Origin of the sequence: Curvibacter soli, from assembly GCF_029211125.1 — a bacterium.
GTDB classification, from domain to species: domain Bacteria; phylum Pseudomonadota; class Gammaproteobacteria; order Burkholderiales; family Burkholderiaceae_C; genus Curvibacter_A; species Curvibacter_A soli.
Map to the genome: position 1 here is coordinate 1 of NZ_JARGEN010000062.1, position 16,213 is coordinate 16,213.

17 protein-coding genes, 1 pseudogene and 1 riboswitch are annotated in these 16,213 nt (G+C 70.0%); of the genes and pseudogenes, 9 read left to right on the forward strand and 9 right to left on the reverse strand.

The annotated features are described in order from the left end of the window. Positions 1 to 146: 146 nt before the first annotated feature. The 3 genes and pseudogenes from PY257_RS13770 to PY257_RS13780 all read left to right on the forward strand — a co-directional run. Positions 147 to 308 (forward strand): annotated as a pseudogene (locus PY257_RS13770) (IS630-like element ISCARN21 family transposase); the annotation flags it as partial. A gap of 349 nt (positions 309 to 657) precedes the next feature. Continuing rightward, on the forward strand, positions 658 to 897 hold the full coding sequence (locus PY257_RS16355; RefSeq protein ID WP_419095717.1) for a hypothetical protein: 240 nt from the start codon (positions 658 to 660) through the stop codon (positions 895 to 897). A 336-nt stretch (positions 898 to 1,233) separates the two neighbouring features. Further along, positions 1,234 to 1,342: riboswitch (glycine riboswitch) on the forward strand. Between the two features lie 87 nt (positions 1,343 to 1,429). Next, positions 1,430 to 2,716 (forward strand): D-amino acid dehydrogenase, encoded by a 1,287-nt coding sequence (locus PY257_RS13780; protein WP_275742776.1) that lies wholly within the window; start codon positions 1,430 to 1,432, stop codon positions 2,714 to 2,716. A gap of 94 nt (positions 2,717 to 2,810) precedes the next feature. Here PY257_RS13780 and PY257_RS13785 read toward each other — a convergent pair whose 3' ends face one another. Both PY257_RS13785 and PY257_RS13790 read right to left on the reverse strand, forming a co-directional pair. Continuing rightward, positions 2,811 to 3,740 (reverse strand): DMT family transporter, encoded by a 930-nt coding sequence (locus PY257_RS13785; protein WP_275742778.1) that lies wholly within the window; start codon positions 3,738 to 3,740, stop codon positions 2,811 to 2,813. 5 nt (positions 3,741 to 3,745) lie between these two features. Beyond that, entirely contained in the window at positions 3,746 to 4,369 is a 624-nt protein-coding gene (locus PY257_RS13790; RefSeq protein ID WP_275742780.1) for a glutathione S-transferase, read from the reverse strand. 478 nt (positions 4,370 to 4,847) lie between these two features. Between PY257_RS13790 and PY257_RS13795 the strand changes: the two genes are divergently transcribed. Then, complete coding sequence (locus PY257_RS13795) at positions 4,848 to 5,033, forward strand: hypothetical protein (protein ID WP_275742782.1); 186 nt, start codon at positions 4,848 to 4,850, stop codon at positions 5,031 to 5,033. Here PY257_RS13795 and PY257_RS13800 read toward each other — a convergent pair. From PY257_RS13800 to PY257_RS13820, 5 genes are all read right to left on the reverse strand, one after another. Then, the gene (locus PY257_RS13800; RefSeq protein WP_275742784.1) at positions 4,976 to 6,304 is read right to left on the reverse strand and encodes an FIST signal transduction protein; all 1,329 of its coding nucleotides are present in this window, start codon (positions 6,302 to 6,304) and stop codon (positions 4,976 to 4,978) included. The genes PY257_RS13795 and PY257_RS13800 overlap by 58 nt on opposite strands. Positions 6,305 to 6,308: 4 nt before the next feature. Beyond that, positions 6,309 to 6,947 carry a PhaM family polyhydroxyalkanoate granule multifunctional regulatory protein gene (locus PY257_RS13805; RefSeq protein ID WP_275742786.1) on the reverse strand — a complete coding sequence of 213 codons (639 nt, stop codon included), beginning with the start codon at positions 6,945 to 6,947 and terminating at the stop codon, positions 6,309 to 6,311. A 60-nt stretch (positions 6,948 to 7,007) separates the two neighbouring features. Next, positions 7,008 to 7,496 (reverse strand): copper chaperone PCu(A)C, encoded by a 489-nt coding sequence (locus PY257_RS13810; protein WP_275742788.1) that lies wholly within the window; start codon positions 7,494 to 7,496, stop codon positions 7,008 to 7,010. Between the two features lie 14 nt (positions 7,497 to 7,510). Further along, positions 7,511 to 7,891: a hypothetical protein gene (locus PY257_RS13815; RefSeq protein ID WP_275742790.1), complete on the reverse strand. Its 381-nt coding sequence runs from the start codon at positions 7,889 to 7,891 to the stop codon at positions 7,511 to 7,513. 81 nt (positions 7,892 to 7,972) lie between these two features. Then, positions 7,973 to 8,335: a DUF2946 family protein gene (locus PY257_RS13820; protein WP_275742792.1), complete on the reverse strand. Its 363-nt coding sequence runs from the start codon at positions 8,333 to 8,335 to the stop codon at positions 7,973 to 7,975. A gap of 81 nt (positions 8,336 to 8,416) precedes the next feature. Here PY257_RS13820 and PY257_RS13825 point away from each other — a divergent pair, with 81 nt between their 5' ends. Beyond that, the gene (locus PY257_RS13825; RefSeq protein ID WP_275742794.1) at positions 8,417 to 9,022 is read left to right on the forward strand and encodes a MarC family protein; all 606 of its coding nucleotides are present in this window, start codon (positions 8,417 to 8,419) and stop codon (positions 9,020 to 9,022) included. Positions 9,023 to 9,035: 13 nt separating this feature from the next. Here the strand turns inward: PY257_RS13825 and PY257_RS13830 are convergent, their stop codons facing one another. Next, entirely contained in the window at positions 9,036 to 10,019 is a 984-nt protein-coding gene (locus tag PY257_RS13830; protein WP_275742796.1) for a fumarylacetoacetate hydrolase family protein, read from the reverse strand. Between the two features lie 109 nt (positions 10,020 to 10,128). Here PY257_RS13830 and PY257_RS13835 point away from each other — a divergent pair, with 109 nt between their 5' ends. The 4 genes from PY257_RS13835 (at position 10,129) to PY257_RS13850 (ending at position 13,439) form a co-directional block, all read left to right on the forward strand. Beyond that, on the forward strand, positions 10,129 to 10,923 hold the full coding sequence (locus tag PY257_RS13835) for an IclR family transcriptional regulator (protein WP_275742798.1): 795 nt from the start codon (positions 10,129 to 10,131) through the stop codon (positions 10,921 to 10,923). Then, positions 10,910 to 11,998, forward strand: coding sequence for a DUF3108 domain-containing protein (locus tag PY257_RS13840; protein ID WP_275742800.1), 1,089 nt, complete (start codon positions 10,910 to 10,912; stop codon positions 11,996 to 11,998). The genes PY257_RS13835 and PY257_RS13840 overlap by 14 nt, the downstream gene beginning before the upstream one ends. 100 nt (positions 11,999 to 12,098) lie before the next feature. Next, the gene (locus tag PY257_RS13845) at positions 12,099 to 12,380 is read left to right on the forward strand and encodes a BTH_I0359 family protein (RefSeq protein WP_275742802.1); all 282 of its coding nucleotides are present in this window, start codon (positions 12,099 to 12,101) and stop codon (positions 12,378 to 12,380) included. 204 nt (positions 12,381 to 12,584) lie between these two features. After that, a complete protein-coding gene (locus tag PY257_RS13850; protein WP_275742804.1) occupies positions 12,585 to 13,439 on the forward strand; it encodes a ChaN family lipoprotein in 855 nt (284 codons plus the stop codon). On the opposite strand, the gene PY257_RS13855 is transcribed toward PY257_RS13850, so the two are convergent. Then, positions 13,417 to 16,038: a sensor domain-containing protein gene (locus PY257_RS13855; RefSeq protein ID WP_275742863.1), complete on the reverse strand. Its 2,622-nt coding sequence runs from the start codon at positions 16,036 to 16,038 to the stop codon at positions 13,417 to 13,419. The two genes, PY257_RS13850 and PY257_RS13855, sit on opposite strands and share 23 nt — an antisense overlap. Positions 16,039 to 16,213 lie beyond the last annotated feature (175 nt).

Consider the following 16,213-nt stretch of genomic DNA (forward strand, 5'->3'; position numbering starts at 1 on the left):
GAACTCAGGTCGTAGGGTAGCTTCTTGATAATGAAATCGGTCATGGCGCGCTCACCTGCAGGGTTAGGCGCCATTTTTTTACACGTAAGTTGTTGATTTACAAAGAGAAATCAAGAAAAAATGTGGTTGAACTCACGGATTCAGGCTTAATTGAGTGCGTCTTCTCCAAGATGGCTCGAACATTCCTGCGGCATATCCGTGTCACATCCAAAGACGATCTGAAACAACGCATCCTCAAAGGCATCGCAGAGATGAATGCATCGCCAGTGGTGTTTCGTTGGAACAAGTTCGACCTCGGTATGGTTTGATATGTATTTGTTTTAATGGAACGAAATACTAGTGCAGTGTTCGATGCTTGGCGGCACAAATAAAAGCGATGCGTTTTGGCGCAGGGCAAGGCGCAAACCGCAGAGATAGCCGTAGCTATCGCGAGGATTTGCAACGCCGCCATGCGTCAAAAGGCGCGGTTTTATGTGCTGCTTAGCGTTGAACACTGCATTAGCTGCTGCTGGCCGTGCGCAGTTGGGAGTTCGAGACCTTCACGCGGCTACGGCGGCAGCGGCGATACAGCCGCATACATTCTTCGCACGGCAGGCACACGGGCTTGACGCGGCGCGGCCAGCATCGAGCCACCTTCAGCCAACAAGGAAAGAGTCCATGAACCCCACCGCCAACAAGCCCCTCATCGCCGCCGCAGCCGCAGCCCTGCTCGCGCTGGGCGCACTGGCTGCAACCCCCGCGGCCCAGGCGCAGACGGCCAGCATCGCGGTGCGCATCGGCGCGCCCCCGCCACCGCGCCACGAACCCGTGCCCCTGGCACGCCCTGGCTGGCTCTGGACGCCGGGCCATTGGGAGGTGCGTGGCCACCACCGCTACGCGTGGGTCGGCGGCGCCTAGATACGGGCCCGCCCGGGCTACCACTGGCGCGCGCCGGTCTGGCGCGAGAACCACCCTGGCCGCTGGGAAATGGCCCGCGGCGGCTGGGACCGCGACCACGACGGCGTGCCCAACCGCCACGACGACCGCCGCCCGAACGACCCGGTCTGGCGCTGAAATCCCATGCGCATGTGGCGCGGCAGCCATAGGCAAGCCGCCGCCACGCCCCTACAATCGCGCCCTGCAGGAGAGCGGGCCGCCAGCATGCAGATGCGCGGCGGCCCCACCGAAGGCGCAAACTCCCATGAACGCTCAGGTGAGCCGGCCTCCGCTGGCTCGGTACTGCAAATCCACCACCATTTGCCGTCTGGAGAGACGTCGCCCCAGCGACGCACCGAAGGAGCAAGCCCCGCGCGCGCAACGCACGGGCGTGAATCTCTCAGGTACCAAGGACAGGGGGAGCGGCAGCTTGCGGACTCCGCATGCTGCACTGCTATTGTTTTAATAGCTTTCGCCGCAGACCACGCAAGCGCCAGCCCCTGAAAGGCATGTCATGCGCATTCTCGTCCTCGGCTCCGGCCTGCTCGGCGTCACCTCCGCCTACTTCCTCCAGCAAATCGGCCACCATGTCACCGTGGTGGACCGCCAGCCATCCCCCGCTGCTGAAACCAGCTTCGCCAACGGCGGGCAGATCTCAGTGAGCCACGCCGAGCCCTGGGCCAACCCCGGCGCGCCGCTCAAGGTGCTGAAATGGCTGGCGCGCGAGGACGCGCCGCTGCTGTTTCGCCTGCGCGCCGACGCGCGCCAGTGGCGCTGGGCACTGCAGTTCCTGCGCGAATGCACGCCCGCGCGCACGCGCCACAACATCGAGCAGATCGTGCGCCTGGGCACCTACAGCCGCGATACGCTGCAGCAGTTGCGCCGCGACACCGGCATCGAATATGCCCAGCGCACGCAGGGCATCCTGCACTTCTACACCAGCGAAAAAGAGTTCGCCGCAGCCATCGGGCCCGCGCAGCAGATGCGCGAGCTGGGCTGCGAGCGCCGCGTGATCTCCGCCGACGAGGCCGTGGCGATCGAGCCCGCGCTCGCGCACGTGCGCCCGCAACTGGCTGGCGCCACCTTCACGGCGGAGGACGAATCGGGCGACGCCAACCGCTTCACGCGCGAACTGGCGCGGCTCTGCGAGACTGCGGGCGTGGAGTTCCGCATGGGCCACACCATCCAGGCACTGCGCACGGCGGGCGGCGAAATAGATCACGTGGAGGCAACCAACGCCGACGGCGCATTCGAGCGCCTGCGCGCCGACGCCTACGTGCTCGCCGCCGGCTCGTTCAGTGCCCTGCTGGCCGAGCCGCTGGGGCTGCGGCTGCCAATCTACCCGGCCAAGGGCTATTCGGTGACGATGCCTGTGGCCGACGCGGCGCGCGCGCACCAGGTCTCTCTGACGGATGACGAGTTCAAGCTCGTGTTCTCGCGCCTCACCGGCCCGGCCCGCGAGGACGGCCTGCCAAGCACAGATATGCTTCGCATCGCCGGCACGGCGGAACTCAACGGCTACGGCCGCGACCTCAACCGCGTGCGCTGCGAGGCCATCGTGCGGCGCGTGGAGCAGTTGTTCCCCGGCGCGGGCGACACCGCGCAGGCGCGCTTCTGGACCGGCCTGCGCCCGGCCACGCCAGGCAACGTGCCGCTGATCGGCAAGACGAAGCTGCCCAACCTGTACCTCAACACCGGCCACGGCACACTGGGCTGGACGCACGCCTGCGGCTCGGGCAAGTCGCTCGCGCGCATCGTGAGCGGGCTGGCGCCCGAAGTCGATTTCGACTTCATGCGCTGAAGCTGGCCGTCGCGTCGCGCATGGAATGGCGGTCGTTGGTCCGCCAAGGTATCCACCTCTGCCGACCTTGAACGCGCGGCGCTGATGGCCACCCCTATGCACCCCGCGGATGCACGGGCGCCGCGGCCTTCGGCGCGCCCAGCACCAGCCCCACGGCCAGCGCGATCAACCCACCACCCGCCGCGTGCGCCCATGACAGCGGCTCGCCGAGCAGCAGCGCGCCCCAGAGCACGCCGAACGGCGGGATCAGGAAAGTGACGGAGAGCGTACGCACGGGGCCGATGTCGGCGATCAGCCGGAAGTACAGGATGTAGGCCCAGGCCGTGCAGACCAGCCCCAGCGCGGCCAGCGCCCCCCAGACTGCGGGCGCGGCGGCGTGCCATGCGGTCCCGCCCGCGGGCGCCGCCGAAGTGGCGAGCGAGGTGGCGAAGAACGGCGCCAGCACCAGCGCCGCACCCGCCTGGCTGCCGAAGGCCACGAGCCGGGCGTCGAGCCCGCCGCGATCGGTGATCCAGCGCCTGGCCAGGAACCCGGCCACGCCGTAGCAGGCGGTGGCCACCAGGCAGGCCGCCGCGCCGGCGGCCACGGCGGGCGTGAGCGCCACCGGCCCCACCGCCGTGAGCAGCACCACGCCCGCGATGCCGAGCGCCACCCCCGCGCCCTGGCGCCACGTGGCCGGCTCGCCGAAGAACAAAGCGCCGATCAACACGCCCATGAGCGGCGTGGTGGCGTTGAAGATGGCCGAATAGCCCGCCGGCAGCAGCCGCGCGGCCAGCGCGTACATCAGGAACGGCAGGCCCGAATTGACCACGCCGAGCGCCAGCGTGGTGCCGAACCGGCTCCGGAAGTCCCACCTCGTGCGCAGCGCGCAGAGGATGGCCGCGAGCCCCGCCGTGGCGAACGCGACGCGCAGGAACGCTGTGGGCACCGCGCCGATGGCGGGCGCAACCACGCGCATGAGCAGGAAGCTCGCGCCCCAGATGGCCGCGAGCAGCAGGAGCCGGGTGCAGTCCGCAGTCCGCATGGCCCTCACTCCACGGGTGGCCACGCGGCGAAGGCCGGCAGCGCTTCGGCGGCAGCGGAGAAATCGCGTTGCGCCGGAAACCGGTCCCGCGCCACCACGTCGGGCACCAGCATCTGCCCGAAGCGCCACGCGACGGCCATGCCCAGGCCCGCCTGGCCGATGGACTGGCCGCCCGCGGCGGCGGGAGGCGGGGCTGCGCGCAGCTCGTCCTCCAGCGCGCCCCAGGCCGCGAGAAGTTGCCCGCGCACGCGCTCCAGCCAGGGCGCGTGCTGCTTCTCGGGCGGGCGCAACTGCCGCTCGTAGACGGTCTGCACCGTCTTCTCGCAGGCTGCCAGCGCCAGCCCCGCGAGGCGCAGCGCGCGCAAGCGCTCGGATGGCGCCGCGGGCCACAGGCTGCGCGCGGGGCCGGCCAGGCTTTCGGCATACTCGATGATGAGGGTCGAGTCCATCAGCACCGTGCCGTCGTCCGCGACCAGCGTGGGCGCCTTGACCACGGGGTTGGCGCGGCGGAACTCGTCCACCGCCCGGAACACCGAGACAGGCCGGGACTGGAATGCGACGCCCAGCAGGTGCAGGCTGATGGCGGCGCGGCGCACGTAGGGCGAGTCGAGCATGCCGATGAGTTGCATGATGATGAAGTTCTTCTTTCTGGTTGAGAATCGGCCGGCAGCACCGGTTGCTGCAATGTAGCCCGGCAATCATCCTGGAAACAGCAGTTGACCGCTTCGTATCCCTTGCCAGGCCGCATGAAATCGAGCGTTGCCGGCTTCGATGGGGTTTACCTCGTGGGTGAGAGCGCTATGCACCTGCCAGCACCGCGCTCGGCGCGCCATGCGGCGTTGCTCCTCCTTGCGGGCAGTAGCCCGCCGCGTCGTCGCGCCTTGCCTGGCACCCCGATCACGGCACCGGCAGGCGCATCCAACTGCTGTTTCCAGGATCATCCTGGAAACAGCAGTTGACCGCTTCGTATCCCTTGCCAGGCCGCATGAAATCGAGCGTTGCCGGCTTCGATGGGGTTCACCTCGTGGGTGAGAGTGCTATGCACCTACCGTTTCCAGGATCAACGACTCCAACCTCTCGCTCGAACCCGTACGGCTGGGCCAGGGCGTGGCGCTGACCGGCATCCGCCTGCCCTACGCCTACCCGTACTGGCTGGCATGGCCCGCGCCCGGCGGCGGCACGCACACGCCGCCGCACGATTTCGCGCACTGGCTGCGCGGCGGGGAGGTGCGCGACTACCTGGCGTCGCTGGAGTCGCCGCCGGCCACGAACACGGTGAGCACACCGGTGTAGCCGTACAGATGCTGGTGCGCGATTTCGCCGCCGGCGAAGAAGCCCACCAGCGGCACGTCGCCGAGCGCATGGCGCACGATCTGCATCTCCGCGCTGGGGCCGCCGAAGTGCGGGCCGCCGCGCCCCGCGCAGCTCACATACACCGCGCCCGCGATGCGGCGCGCCGGGTGCGGCGCCTGGGCCTCGGGCGCGGGGGCCAGGGCGACGGCCACCTCGGCGGTCACCTCCTCGGGCTCCAACTCCTCGCGGATCTCGGAGCAGATGCGCACCAGGTCAACCCGCGCCGCCGCGGCATTGCGTCGGCAGAAGGCCATGCGCATGCCAGGCTCCACCGCGTCGGCCACAGCAATGCCGTGGCGCGCCGGGTCCAGCCCGACGATGTGGCGCACCCGCACATCCGCCCCGAAATGACGGGCGCCGAAGCTGCCGGTGCCGCGCGGGCACCCCCCTTGCGCAGCCCCGCCGTCGGCGCCCAGCAGGCCCACGAGCGTGGCGCGCACGCGCTGCAGCGCGGGCTGCGGGTCGTCGAGCGAAACCTCCAGCGTGGCCAGCAGCACGTCGAGCGCAGGCTCGCCATCTAGCTCCAGCACCACCTGTTCGTCGCAGGCGGTGATGGTGCGCACCGGCCCCACGGGCTGGCAGCCCTGGGTGACGCGCGACACCATGGGCACCCCGGCGGCGAAGGCCACGCCGCTCAGGCCGCCTTCGAACACGCCGCTGGCCGCGCCCTGCCCGGGCACATTGCCATTGCCGCTGACCGCGAACTGCGGGCGCGCGCCGCTGCCGGATGCCAACCCGCCGAACAGGTAGCCGCCCGTGGTCCGCTGCGCCAGTTCGGCCAGCAGCCCTGCCAGGTCGGGCATCGCGCCGTCGGCATGCAGCAGCGCGCTGTGCGGCACGAAGGCGCCCGCGCCCGGCAGGCCCATGTCGTGCGCCAGCGGTGCCACGCCCGAGAACACGCGGTACTGGTCGCTGGGCAGCGCGCAGAGCATCACCGCCAGCGCGGGCTCGTCGATGTATTCGGCGTTGTTGGCGGCGATGCCCACGCCCACGGTGCCGGCCCAGTCGGGCACGCCGGGCAGTTCGGCCTGCAGGTGGTCGAGGATGGCCGCCGCATCGCCCGCGTAATGGTCGGTGATGTAGAGCAGGCCCAGCGCCGGGTTGGCAGCATAGCTCGGCAGTGCCATCTGGGCGCGCAGTTGCGCGAGCACGAGCGCGGCGGCCATGCGCCATTGCGGGTGAGTGGCGTGGCCGGAAGGGAAGATCTGCATGGCATCAGGCGCGCTTGGCGCGCACGGCCTTCTTCTTCTTCGCGGCGGGAGCGCGCCGCTTGGCGCCCGGGCTGGGCGCGGGCGCGGTGCCGTCACCGGATGCGGGTGCCGCGCCCGGGGGAGGGGCCGCATCCTGCAGCGCACTGGCGGCGATCTGCTGGAACTGCTGGGTGAGCGCGCCCCACCATTGCATGGGGTCGACCACGCTGTTCGGCGCGGCAGCCGGCTTCGCCGATTTCCTGCGTGTAGGCGCCTTGGCCGCCGCGGCGGGGCTGGATTGCGCCGGGGCCGGGGCGGCGGCGGCAGGCGCGGCGGAGGTCGGCTTGAGCGTGAACGCCTGCGCCAGGTCGCCCATGCTCAAGTTCATGCCATTGAGCGTGGCGAGCGTCATCTTCTGCACCTCCAGCGCCTGGATGGTGGCGGTGAGGGCGCGCGAGTTCTGTTCGAGCCAGAACTGCACGGCCTTGAGTTCCTCCACGCGGCGGTCGATCTCCTCCACGCTCAGCGTGGGCGCAACCCAGCTCGACAGGCCGGGGATGGCCGGCATGGTGGCCTGGGTCTTGCCCTTGGCAAGGTTCTGCAGGAAATCGAAGCCCGGCACGAACTTGCCGAAGTCGAAGGGGGATGCGTCGTTGCTGCTCATGGTGCGGCGTGGGGTGGCATGGACTGCGTGCCAGCTTACTCCAAGCACGCAGGGGCCGGCTCAGTGCTTGTGCGTATGGTCCATGCCGGCGCCGCCCGCGGGCGGCGTGGCGGCGACGGGCACCTGCAGGTCGAGCGTGCTGCGCATGCCCTTGGCATCCTGGAATACCAGCGTGAGCGGTATGCTGCCGCCCTGCGCGAGCGGGGCCTTGAGCTCCTGCAGCATGAGGTGGTAGCCGCCGGGCTTGAGTTCCACCGCCCGGCCCGCGGGCAGGGCCAGCGCGGGCATGGCGCGCATGCGCATCACGTCGCCCTCCATCTTCATCTCATGCACCTCGGCCACGCCGGCGGCAGGGGTTTGCACGCCGACCAGGGCGGTGTCCTGCGGCGACTTGAGTGTCATGAACGCGCCGGTGGCGCTCTGGCCCGGCACGCTGGCGCGCACCCAGGCGTTGGTGATTTCGATCGTCTGGGCGCCGGCCCAGGTTGCTGCACAGGCCAGCGCCAGGGCGGCGATGCGGGTGCGTTGCTTGCGGATGGTGGATTGCATGGTTTTCTCCTGGGTCAGAAATCGGCCCGCAGCTCGGCGCTGTAGCTGCGCTGCGGGTAGGGATGGAAGTTCCAGTACTGGTGGTTGCGGAGGTTGTCGATGCCGAGGGTGTCGCCAGGCGTGGGGGCGAAGCCCGCGTTGTCCTTGACGACCGAGTCGGCACAGGTGAGGCTGGCGTTCAGGTCCAGCCCGCGCAGCGCCACGTCGCTGCCGCCGAACACCGCCCCCACCCCGCGCGTGACGAGGCGGCCCAGGTTCTGCACGCAGGTGGGCTGGCCGCCCTGCACGGTCACGACGCCCAGGGTCTTGACGGGCGCACCGTCGTCCTCTCCCGCCGCTGAGGCGGCCAGGGACAATGCCGCAGCCAAGGCCGCGGCCATGCATGTCTGGTGCATGGAATCACTCCGGAAATACCAATAGCGAAAATAGCCTCCAGCGCCCGTTCCACAAGCGCTGACAGCTATGAAATTGATAGTTCAGGAGAGCGCCGGCGGCCCGCGCGCGGGCAGCGGTGCGGCGGTGCGCCAAGCGATATGCGCGGCCACTGCCGGGCGCGGCACATGGGCCAGCGGCTGCACGAGCTGGGCGCGCAGGCGCGGCGGCACGGGCGGCGGCGCGCCCGCGGCCAGACACAGCGGGCAGTCCAGCGTGTGCGCGGGCAGGTCCTGCGCGCTGCCGTCCTCGCCGTGGACGACCACCTTGGCCGGCCCCATGCCGGAGCACACCAGTTCCATGGCGCGCGGCTGCACCATGGGCGAGGCCACCGCCACTCCGAGCGACAGCATGAACCACAGCAGCGCGAGGCGTGCGAGCAGTCGGGCTTGGCGCAGGGTGTGCATGCGCGCATTATCGCCAGCGGCACGTACACTCGTCCATCCGTTCCGCCATTTGCATATGCGCCCCGGCGCATCCACCCTCCGATGGGCTACACCTTCGCCTCGGCCACCATCCTGCTGCTGTTGATCACCGACCCGCTGGGCGGCATCCCGATCTTCGCCAACGCGCTGCGCAACGTGGCGCCCACGCGGCGCACCCACGTGATCGTGCGCGAGGTGCTGATCGCCTTCGCGCTGCTGCTGGCCTTCATGTTCATGGGCGACGCCTTCCTGCGCGTGATGGGTCTGAGCCAGCTCTCGCTGCAGCTCGCCGGCGGCGTGGTGCTGTTCCTGATCGCGCTGCGCATGATCTTCCCCGCCGCCGAGGGCGAGGCCACCGCGCCCCAGGGCGAGCCGCTGATCGTGCCGCTGGCCATCCCTGCGCTGGCCGGCCCCTCGGCGCTGGCTACCGTGCTGCTGCTGGTGTCGCAGGCGCCCGAGCGGCGGCTGGAATGGGTGGCCGCGCTGACGGTCACCATGGCCGTCTGTGCGCTGGTGCTGGTGATGGCCGAGCGCATCCAGCGCGTGCTGGGCGAACGCGTGGTCGTGGCCTTCGAGCGCCTCATGGGGCTGGTGCTCGTGGCCGTGGCCGTCGAGATGATGATCCGCGCGCTGAAGGTCCTCGTGCCGCAGCTCGCGGCGCAGGGGTGACGCCCCCGCGCCATCAGGCCGGCGCGGCGATCTCCTGGTCGATCGCGCCGAAGATGCTCTGGCCGTCGCGGCCCTTCATCTCGATGCGGATGGTGTCGCCGTATTGCATGAACCCGGTCTGGGGCTTGCCGTCCACGATGGTCTCGATGCAGCGCTTCTCGGCGATGCAGGAGTAGCCCCTGGCCCAGTCCTTGTTGCTCACCGTGCCGCTGCCCACGATGGAGCCGGCGCGCACGTTGCGGGTCTTGCAGATGTGGGCGATGAGCTGGCCGAAGTGGAAGGTCATCTCGGGCCCGGCCTCGCACATGCCGACCTTGCGGCCATTCCAGGTGCTTTGCAGCGTGAGATGCAGGCGCCCGCCCTGCCAGGCGTCGCCCAGCTCGTCGAGCGTCACCGCCACGGGGCTGAACGCGGTGGCGGGCTTGCTCTGGAAGAAGCCGAAGCCTTTGGCCAACTCGTCCGGAATCAGGTTGCGCAGGGATACGTCGTTGGCCAGCATCACGAGGCGGATGCCGTCGAGCGCCTGCTCGGGCGCCGCGCCCATCCGCACGTCGCCGGTCACCACGGCGATCTCGGCCTCGAAGTCGATGCCGAATGCCTCGCTCGCCACCACCACCGGGTCGCGCGGGCCGATGAAGTCATCGCTGCCGCCCTGGTACATCAGCGGATCGGTATAGAAGCTGGCTGGCACCTCAGCGCCGCGCGCCTTGCGCACCAGCTCCACGTGGTTCAGATAGGCCGAGCCGTCGGCCCACTGGTAGGCGCGCGGCAGCGGGGCCATGCACCGGGCCGCGTCGAACGCGAACGCATGGCGCGCGCGGCCATGGTTCAGCTCGACCGACAGATCCTGCAATTGCGGCGCGAGGAAGCTCCAGTCGTCTAGCACCTGCTGCAAGGTGTCGGCGATGCCGGTCGCATAATGGGCTGTGGTCAGGTCGCGCGAGACGACGACGAGCTGGCCGTCGCGCGAGCCGTCCTTGTAAGTGGCGAGTTTCATAGAAGCATTGTCTCCGTCAGGGGCATGCCGTGCACGCCGCGTGCCACACGCATAGATTATGAATAGTCAAATCGATTTAACTAATCGAAACCGCAGAATTCTAGTGCAGATGGACGAGACGGCAAAAAAGGAGCGCGCGGGCATCCAGTCGGTAGAGGTGGGCTTCGCGCTGCTCGATGCGCTGGCCCGCGCGCGCGGGCCGCAGATGCTCAAGGAACTGGCCGCCGCCGCCGCGATGAGCGCTGCCAAGGCGCACCGCTACCTCGTGAGCTTCCAGCGCATGGGCCTGGTGGTGCAGGACAGCCGCAGCACGCGCTACGACCTGGGCCCTGCGGCGCTGCGGCTGGGGCTGGCCGCGCTTTCGCGCGTAGACGGCGTGCGCCTGGCGCGCGAGCGCGTGCAGCCGCTCATGGATGCCATCGGCCATACGGTGGCGCTGGCCGTCTGGGGCAACCGCGGGCCGACCATCGTGCACTGGGAGGAGTCGCCGCAGGCGGTGACGGCCAATCTGCGGCTGGGCGACGTGATGCCGCTGCTGTCGTCGGCCACGGGCCGCTGCTTCGCGGCCCACCTGCCGCGCGAGGCCATTGCGCCGCTGGTGGACGGCGAACTGGCGCTCGCCCGCCGCCAAAACCGTGGCGATCTGCCCGCTACACGCCAGGCGTTCGACGCGCTGCTGCGCGAGGTGCGCGCACAGGGCAGCGCACGCGTGGTGGACACGCTGCTGCCCGGCATCGTGGCCTTCTGCGCGCCGGTGTTCGACGCCGACGGCCGCATCGTGCTGGGCATCACCACGCTGGGTTCGGTGGCCACCTTCGACCCGGCCTGGGGCGGCACCGTGGATGCGCCGCTGCGTGCCGCCGCTGCGCGCCTGTCGCACGACCTGGGCCATGGCGGCGGCTGAGGCGCACGAGACAGCGACGGGCGACGGCGCGCCCCTGGGGCCGCTGCTGGCGCTGGCCGCTGCCGTGCTGCTGGCGCATCTGGCGCTGCTCGGCGGCGTACAGTTCTCGTTCACGCCCGCACCACTGGCGGCGACCCGTGCGTTCACGGTGCGCGCCGTGGTGCCGCCGCCGCTCTCGCCACCCATGGCCACCCCGCCGGTGAAGCCTCCCGCACCGCCCCGACCACGCCCACCCAGGCCGCGGCCCGCTCCGCCGGTAGCCGCCCCGCCACCGCCTCCCGTGCAGGAAGAGGCGGCCCCCGCCCCCGTGCCGCTCACGGCCATGCCGCCGGACAGCGGCGCATCCCTGCAAGCCGTGGACACGGCAGAGCCGGCGGCCATTCCAGCGCCCATACCCGCCGCCGAGCCCGTGCCCGCCGCCGAGCCCCCGCCGCCGCCGGTGCGCGTGCCGGCATCCGCCCGGCTGGCGTTCGACGTGCGCGGTGCGGCCAAGGGCTTCAGCTACAGCGCCCGCGCCGAACTGTCCTGGCAGCAGGACGGCGCGCGCTACACGGCGCGCCAGGAGATCGGCGCCTTCCTCTTAGGCTCGCGCGTGCAGACCAGCCGGGGCGATATCACCGCGCAGGGCTTGGTGCCCGAGCGCTTTTCCGACAAGACGCGCAGCGAAAAGGCCGCGCATTTCGACTACGACCAGCACCGCGTGACCTTCAGCGCCAATGCGCCCGACGCGGCGCTGCCCGCGGGCGCGCAGGACCGCCTGAGCGTCTTCCTGCAACTGGCGGCGCTGCTGGGCGGCGACCCGCAGCGCTACCCGCCGGGCACCACGATCACCCTGCAGGCCGTGGGCACCAGCGCCGTCGATGAATGGGCGTTCACCGTGGGTGCAGAGGAAACGCTGGACCTGCCCGCCGGCCCGCTCGCGGCGTGGAGGCTCTCGCGCGTCCCGCGCCACCCCTACGACCAGCAGGCCGACATCTGGCTGGCCCCGGGGCTGGACTACCTGCCCGTGCGCATCCGCCTGACGCAAAGCTCCGGCGATTTCGCGGATTTACAACTGCGCGCGGCCGAAAAATAACCCGTGCCGGCGGCAAACCGGCCATTGCGGGCATACTGGTCTTGAAACTGGCCCGGACGTTGCTATCTACATCCTTTGAACCCCGCGAAAGGCACACGCAATGCAAATGCTCTACGACTCAGACTCCTTTGTGGTCGTCCACATGCTGCACGGCCATGAAGCGGCGCAAAGCGATGCGCCGCAGGAGCCGCAGCTCGTGCGCCATGGGTTCGAGATCGTCGACAAGCGCTCGGGCAAGGAGGTCTACCTCGACGGCTCCTGGGCCGAGATGTTCCAGGCGCAGGTGCTGGAATGGCAGCGCAACACGCCCACGCAGGAAGAAGTCGAGGACACGCTTGAAGGCTACGCCGGCCTGGCCCAGAACCCCGTTCTGGTGCATTGACGCGCGGCGTCTTCGCTTCCCATCGTTCCCGTGCCCGTGCCCGCCCTTCTGCGGCGGGCTGCCACGCGGTGCCGGCTGGCCACTGCGCAGTGTGGCGCGGGAATGGCTCCAGGCGCATGGAACAATAGCGCGCACCACAGAGGCGACCATCGGTTTGCCGCTTCTTCCGATTTCCGATTCAAGACATCCCTGGAGTATCGCCGCATGCGTACGGTCGAGCGTTGTTTTTCCTGGCGCCGCTGGATGGCGTTCGCCGCCGGCCTGTGCGTTGCAGCCGCCCTGGCCGGCTGCAGTGCCATGGCGCTGCAGACCGCCGACGACAGCCTGCACGTGCGCCTGGCATCGCTGGGCCCCACGGACGTCATCATCCTGGGCGAGCAGCACGACGCGCCCGAACACCAGCAGCTCGAACGCAAGGCCGTCACGCTGCTGGCCGACCGCGGCGAACTGCAGGCCCTGGTGATCGAGATGGCCGAGCAGGGCAGAAGCACCGAGGGCCTGCGCTGGTTCGCCACCGAAGGCGAGGTGCAGCAAGCCCTGGGCTGGGACGAGCAGGCCTGGCCGTGGTTCGCGTACGGCCCAGCCATCATCAAGGCCGTGCGCGCGGGGGTGCCAGTCTATGGCGGCAACCTGCCGCGCGCGGGCCTGCCCGCAGCCATGGCCGACGCGTCGCTGGACGCGCTGCTCGATGCCGACGCGCTGAAGCTGCAGCAGCAGGCGATACGCGACGGCCACTGCCAGAGCCTGCCCGAAAGCCAGATCACCCCCATGGCGCGGGTGCAGATCGCGCGCGACCGCGCCATGGCCCAGGCCGTGGCGCGGGCCGTGCGCCCTGGCCGCCCGGTGCTGCTGGTCACAGGGGCGGGGCATGCCGACCTGCGTCTGGGCGTGGCGCGCCACCTGCCGAAGAACCTGCGCGTGCGCACGGTGAAGCTCTGGGCCACCGGCACCCAGCCCGGCACCGAGCCCATGCCGCGCGGCTTCGACGACGTGTGGCGCACCTACCCGTTGCCGCAGCAGGACTATTGCGCGCGGATCACGGCACGGCAGCAACTCTGAACTGCTGCACGTTGGCGCGCAGCAGCGCCGCGAATTCGCCTGCGGGCACGGGCCGGCTGCACAGGTAGCCCTGGAAGCGATCGCAGCCCTTGCCGCGCAGGAAGGCGAGCTGCTCGGGCGTCTCCACGCCTTCGGCCAGCACCTCCACGCCCAGGCTGTGGCCCATGGCGATGATGGTGGCGCTGATGGCCACGTCGTCGGCGTCGTCGGGCAGGCCGGTGATGAAGCTGCGGTCGATCTTCAGCACGTCGAGCGGAAAACGCTTGAGGTAGGCGAGCGACGAGTAGCCGGTGCCGAAGTCGTCGATGGCGATGCGCGCACCCAGCGCGCGCAGGCGGCGCAGGGCCTGCAGGCCGTCCTGCTCGCGCTCCATCAGCGCGCCTTCGGTGACCTCCAGTTCGAGGTTCTGCGCGGGAAATCCGGTTTCCTCCAGCACCTCGGCGATGCGCCCCACCATGTCGCCCAGCAGGAACTGGCGCGGCGACACGTTGACCGCCAGCGTCAGCGGCGGCAGCCCCTCGTCGCGCCAGCGCTGGCCCTGGCGGCAGGCCTCGACGAGCACCCAGTCGCCGATCTCGCCGATCACACCGGTGGCCTCGGCCACGGGAATGAAGCGCGCGGGCGGGATCAATCCCTCGTCGGGGTCGTTCCAGCGCACCAGCGCCTCCGCACCCACGATGCACCCGCTGGCGATGTCCACCTGCGGCTGGAAGTACAGCACGAGTTGGCCGGCGGCCACGGCGCGGCGCAGGCGGGTCTCCACCTCGATGCGCTCGCGCGCCCTGGAGGTCATTTCGTCGGAGAAATAGCGGTAGGTGGCGCGCCCGTCGGACTTGGCCTGGTACAGGGCCGCGTCGGCGCCCTGCAGCAGGTCGCGCGCGGTGCCGGCGTGGCGCGGATAGAGGCTGATGCCCACGGTCACGCTGGTGGTCATCTCCATGCCGCCGGGGGCGAACCAGGGCAGCGACAGCTCGCCCATCATCGCGCGCACCCGTTCTTCGAGCAGACTGGTCTGCGCCACGCGGCGCACCAGCAGCGCGAACTCGTCGCCGCCGAAGCGCGCCAGCAAGTCACCATGGCGCAGTCCGCGCCCGAGCACCTGGCCCGCATAGCGCAGCAACTGGTCGCCCACGGGGTGGCCGTAGCTGTCGTTCACGTCCTTGAAACGGTCGATGTCGACCAGCAGCACCGCCATCATCTCGCCGTCGTGCCTGGCCTCGTGCAGCGCCGATTCGAGCTGGCGCAGGAACAGCACGCGGTTGGGCAGGCCCGTGAGCGTGTCGTAGTGGGCCAGGTAGTCGAGCCGGGCCTCCGACGCCTTCTGCTGCGAGATGTCGGAGAACATGCAGACGTACTGCCGCACCCGGCCCTCGCCGTCGCGCACGACGCTCAGCGACATCGCCTCGGGGAAGACCTCGCCGTTCTTGCGCCGGTTCCAGATCTCGCCGCGCCAGTAGCCCACGGAATTGAGCGTGGACCACATCTGCGCATAGAAGTCGCGGCTGTGGCGGCCCGACTTGAACAGGGCCGGCGTCTGGCCCAGCACCTCTGCCTCGGTGTAGCCCATGGCATGCACGAAGGCCGGGTTGACCGAGAGGATGCGATTGTTGGCGTCGGTGACGATCACGCCTTCGATGGTGTTGTCGAACACCACCGACGCGAGGCGCTGGCGCTCCTCGGCCTCGCGGTGGCTGGTCATGTCGGTCAGGATGCCGGAGAAGCGCTCGGGCCGTCCGTCCGCGTCGAGGTGGCGCATGCCGCGCCCCTGGAACCAGCGGTATTCACCATCGAAGCGGCGCAGGCGCGCCAGCTCGGAAAACGGCGTGCCGCAGCGGATGGCGTGCGTCACGGCGGCCTGCACGCGGCGCCGGTCGCGCGGATGCAGCAAGTCGGGCCAGGCGAAGTCGTGCGCGAAGTCATTGCCCTGGTAGTGCAGCAGGCGCATGAAGTTGGACGAGTAGCTGCCCGCGGCGCCGGGAATGTTCCAGTCCCACAGGCCGTCGCCGCTGCCGTCGAGCGCCAGGCGCAGGCTGGTCTCGCTGCGCTCCAGCGCCTCGCGCGCGGACCGGATGGCGCCCACGTCCTGCAGCACGCAGGCGAAATGCAGGGGCAGGCCGTCGAAGCCCCGCGCCAGCGCCATGGTGACCAATGCGGGCACCTCGGTCCTGCCGTCGATGGAGTGCCAGCGCAGCTCGGCCTGGTACGGCTGCTCCTGGCCGCCTGCGCGCAGGCGCACCATGCCCTGGCGGCAGGAGAGAAGGTCTTCGCCGCGCAGCAGATCACGCAGGTACAACGGGCCGTCGCCCTGCCGCCCGGGCAGGCCCAGCATCTCGCGCATCTTGGCGTTGCTGACGAGGATACGCTCGTCGAAGCCGATGCTGCACACGCCGACCGGCACCATCCGCACGAGCTGGCGCACCTGCTCGGGGGTGCTGCTCACGATGGTTTCGGCGCGCTCGGCGCGGCGCAGCAGCCACCAGGCCAGCAGTGCCGTGATGACGACGTAGAAGGCGCCCTTCCAGCTTTGGTAGAGCGCCTGCCGCGCACCGTCGGGCACCAGCCAGGCCAGTACCTGGTCGCTGAACAGTATCCACAGCATGCCCAGTACCAGATAGACGGCCGCCCCTTGCAGGGCACGCCTGTGCCAACCACCCGTGCCGTCACCCGTACTGTCCACGCGTCCCCTCATTGCAAAAAGAGATGGGCCGCACGGCGTGCGCCCCGCTTCCCGCCCGGCCCTCACGCAGGCTACCGCGCGGCATGCTGCGACAATC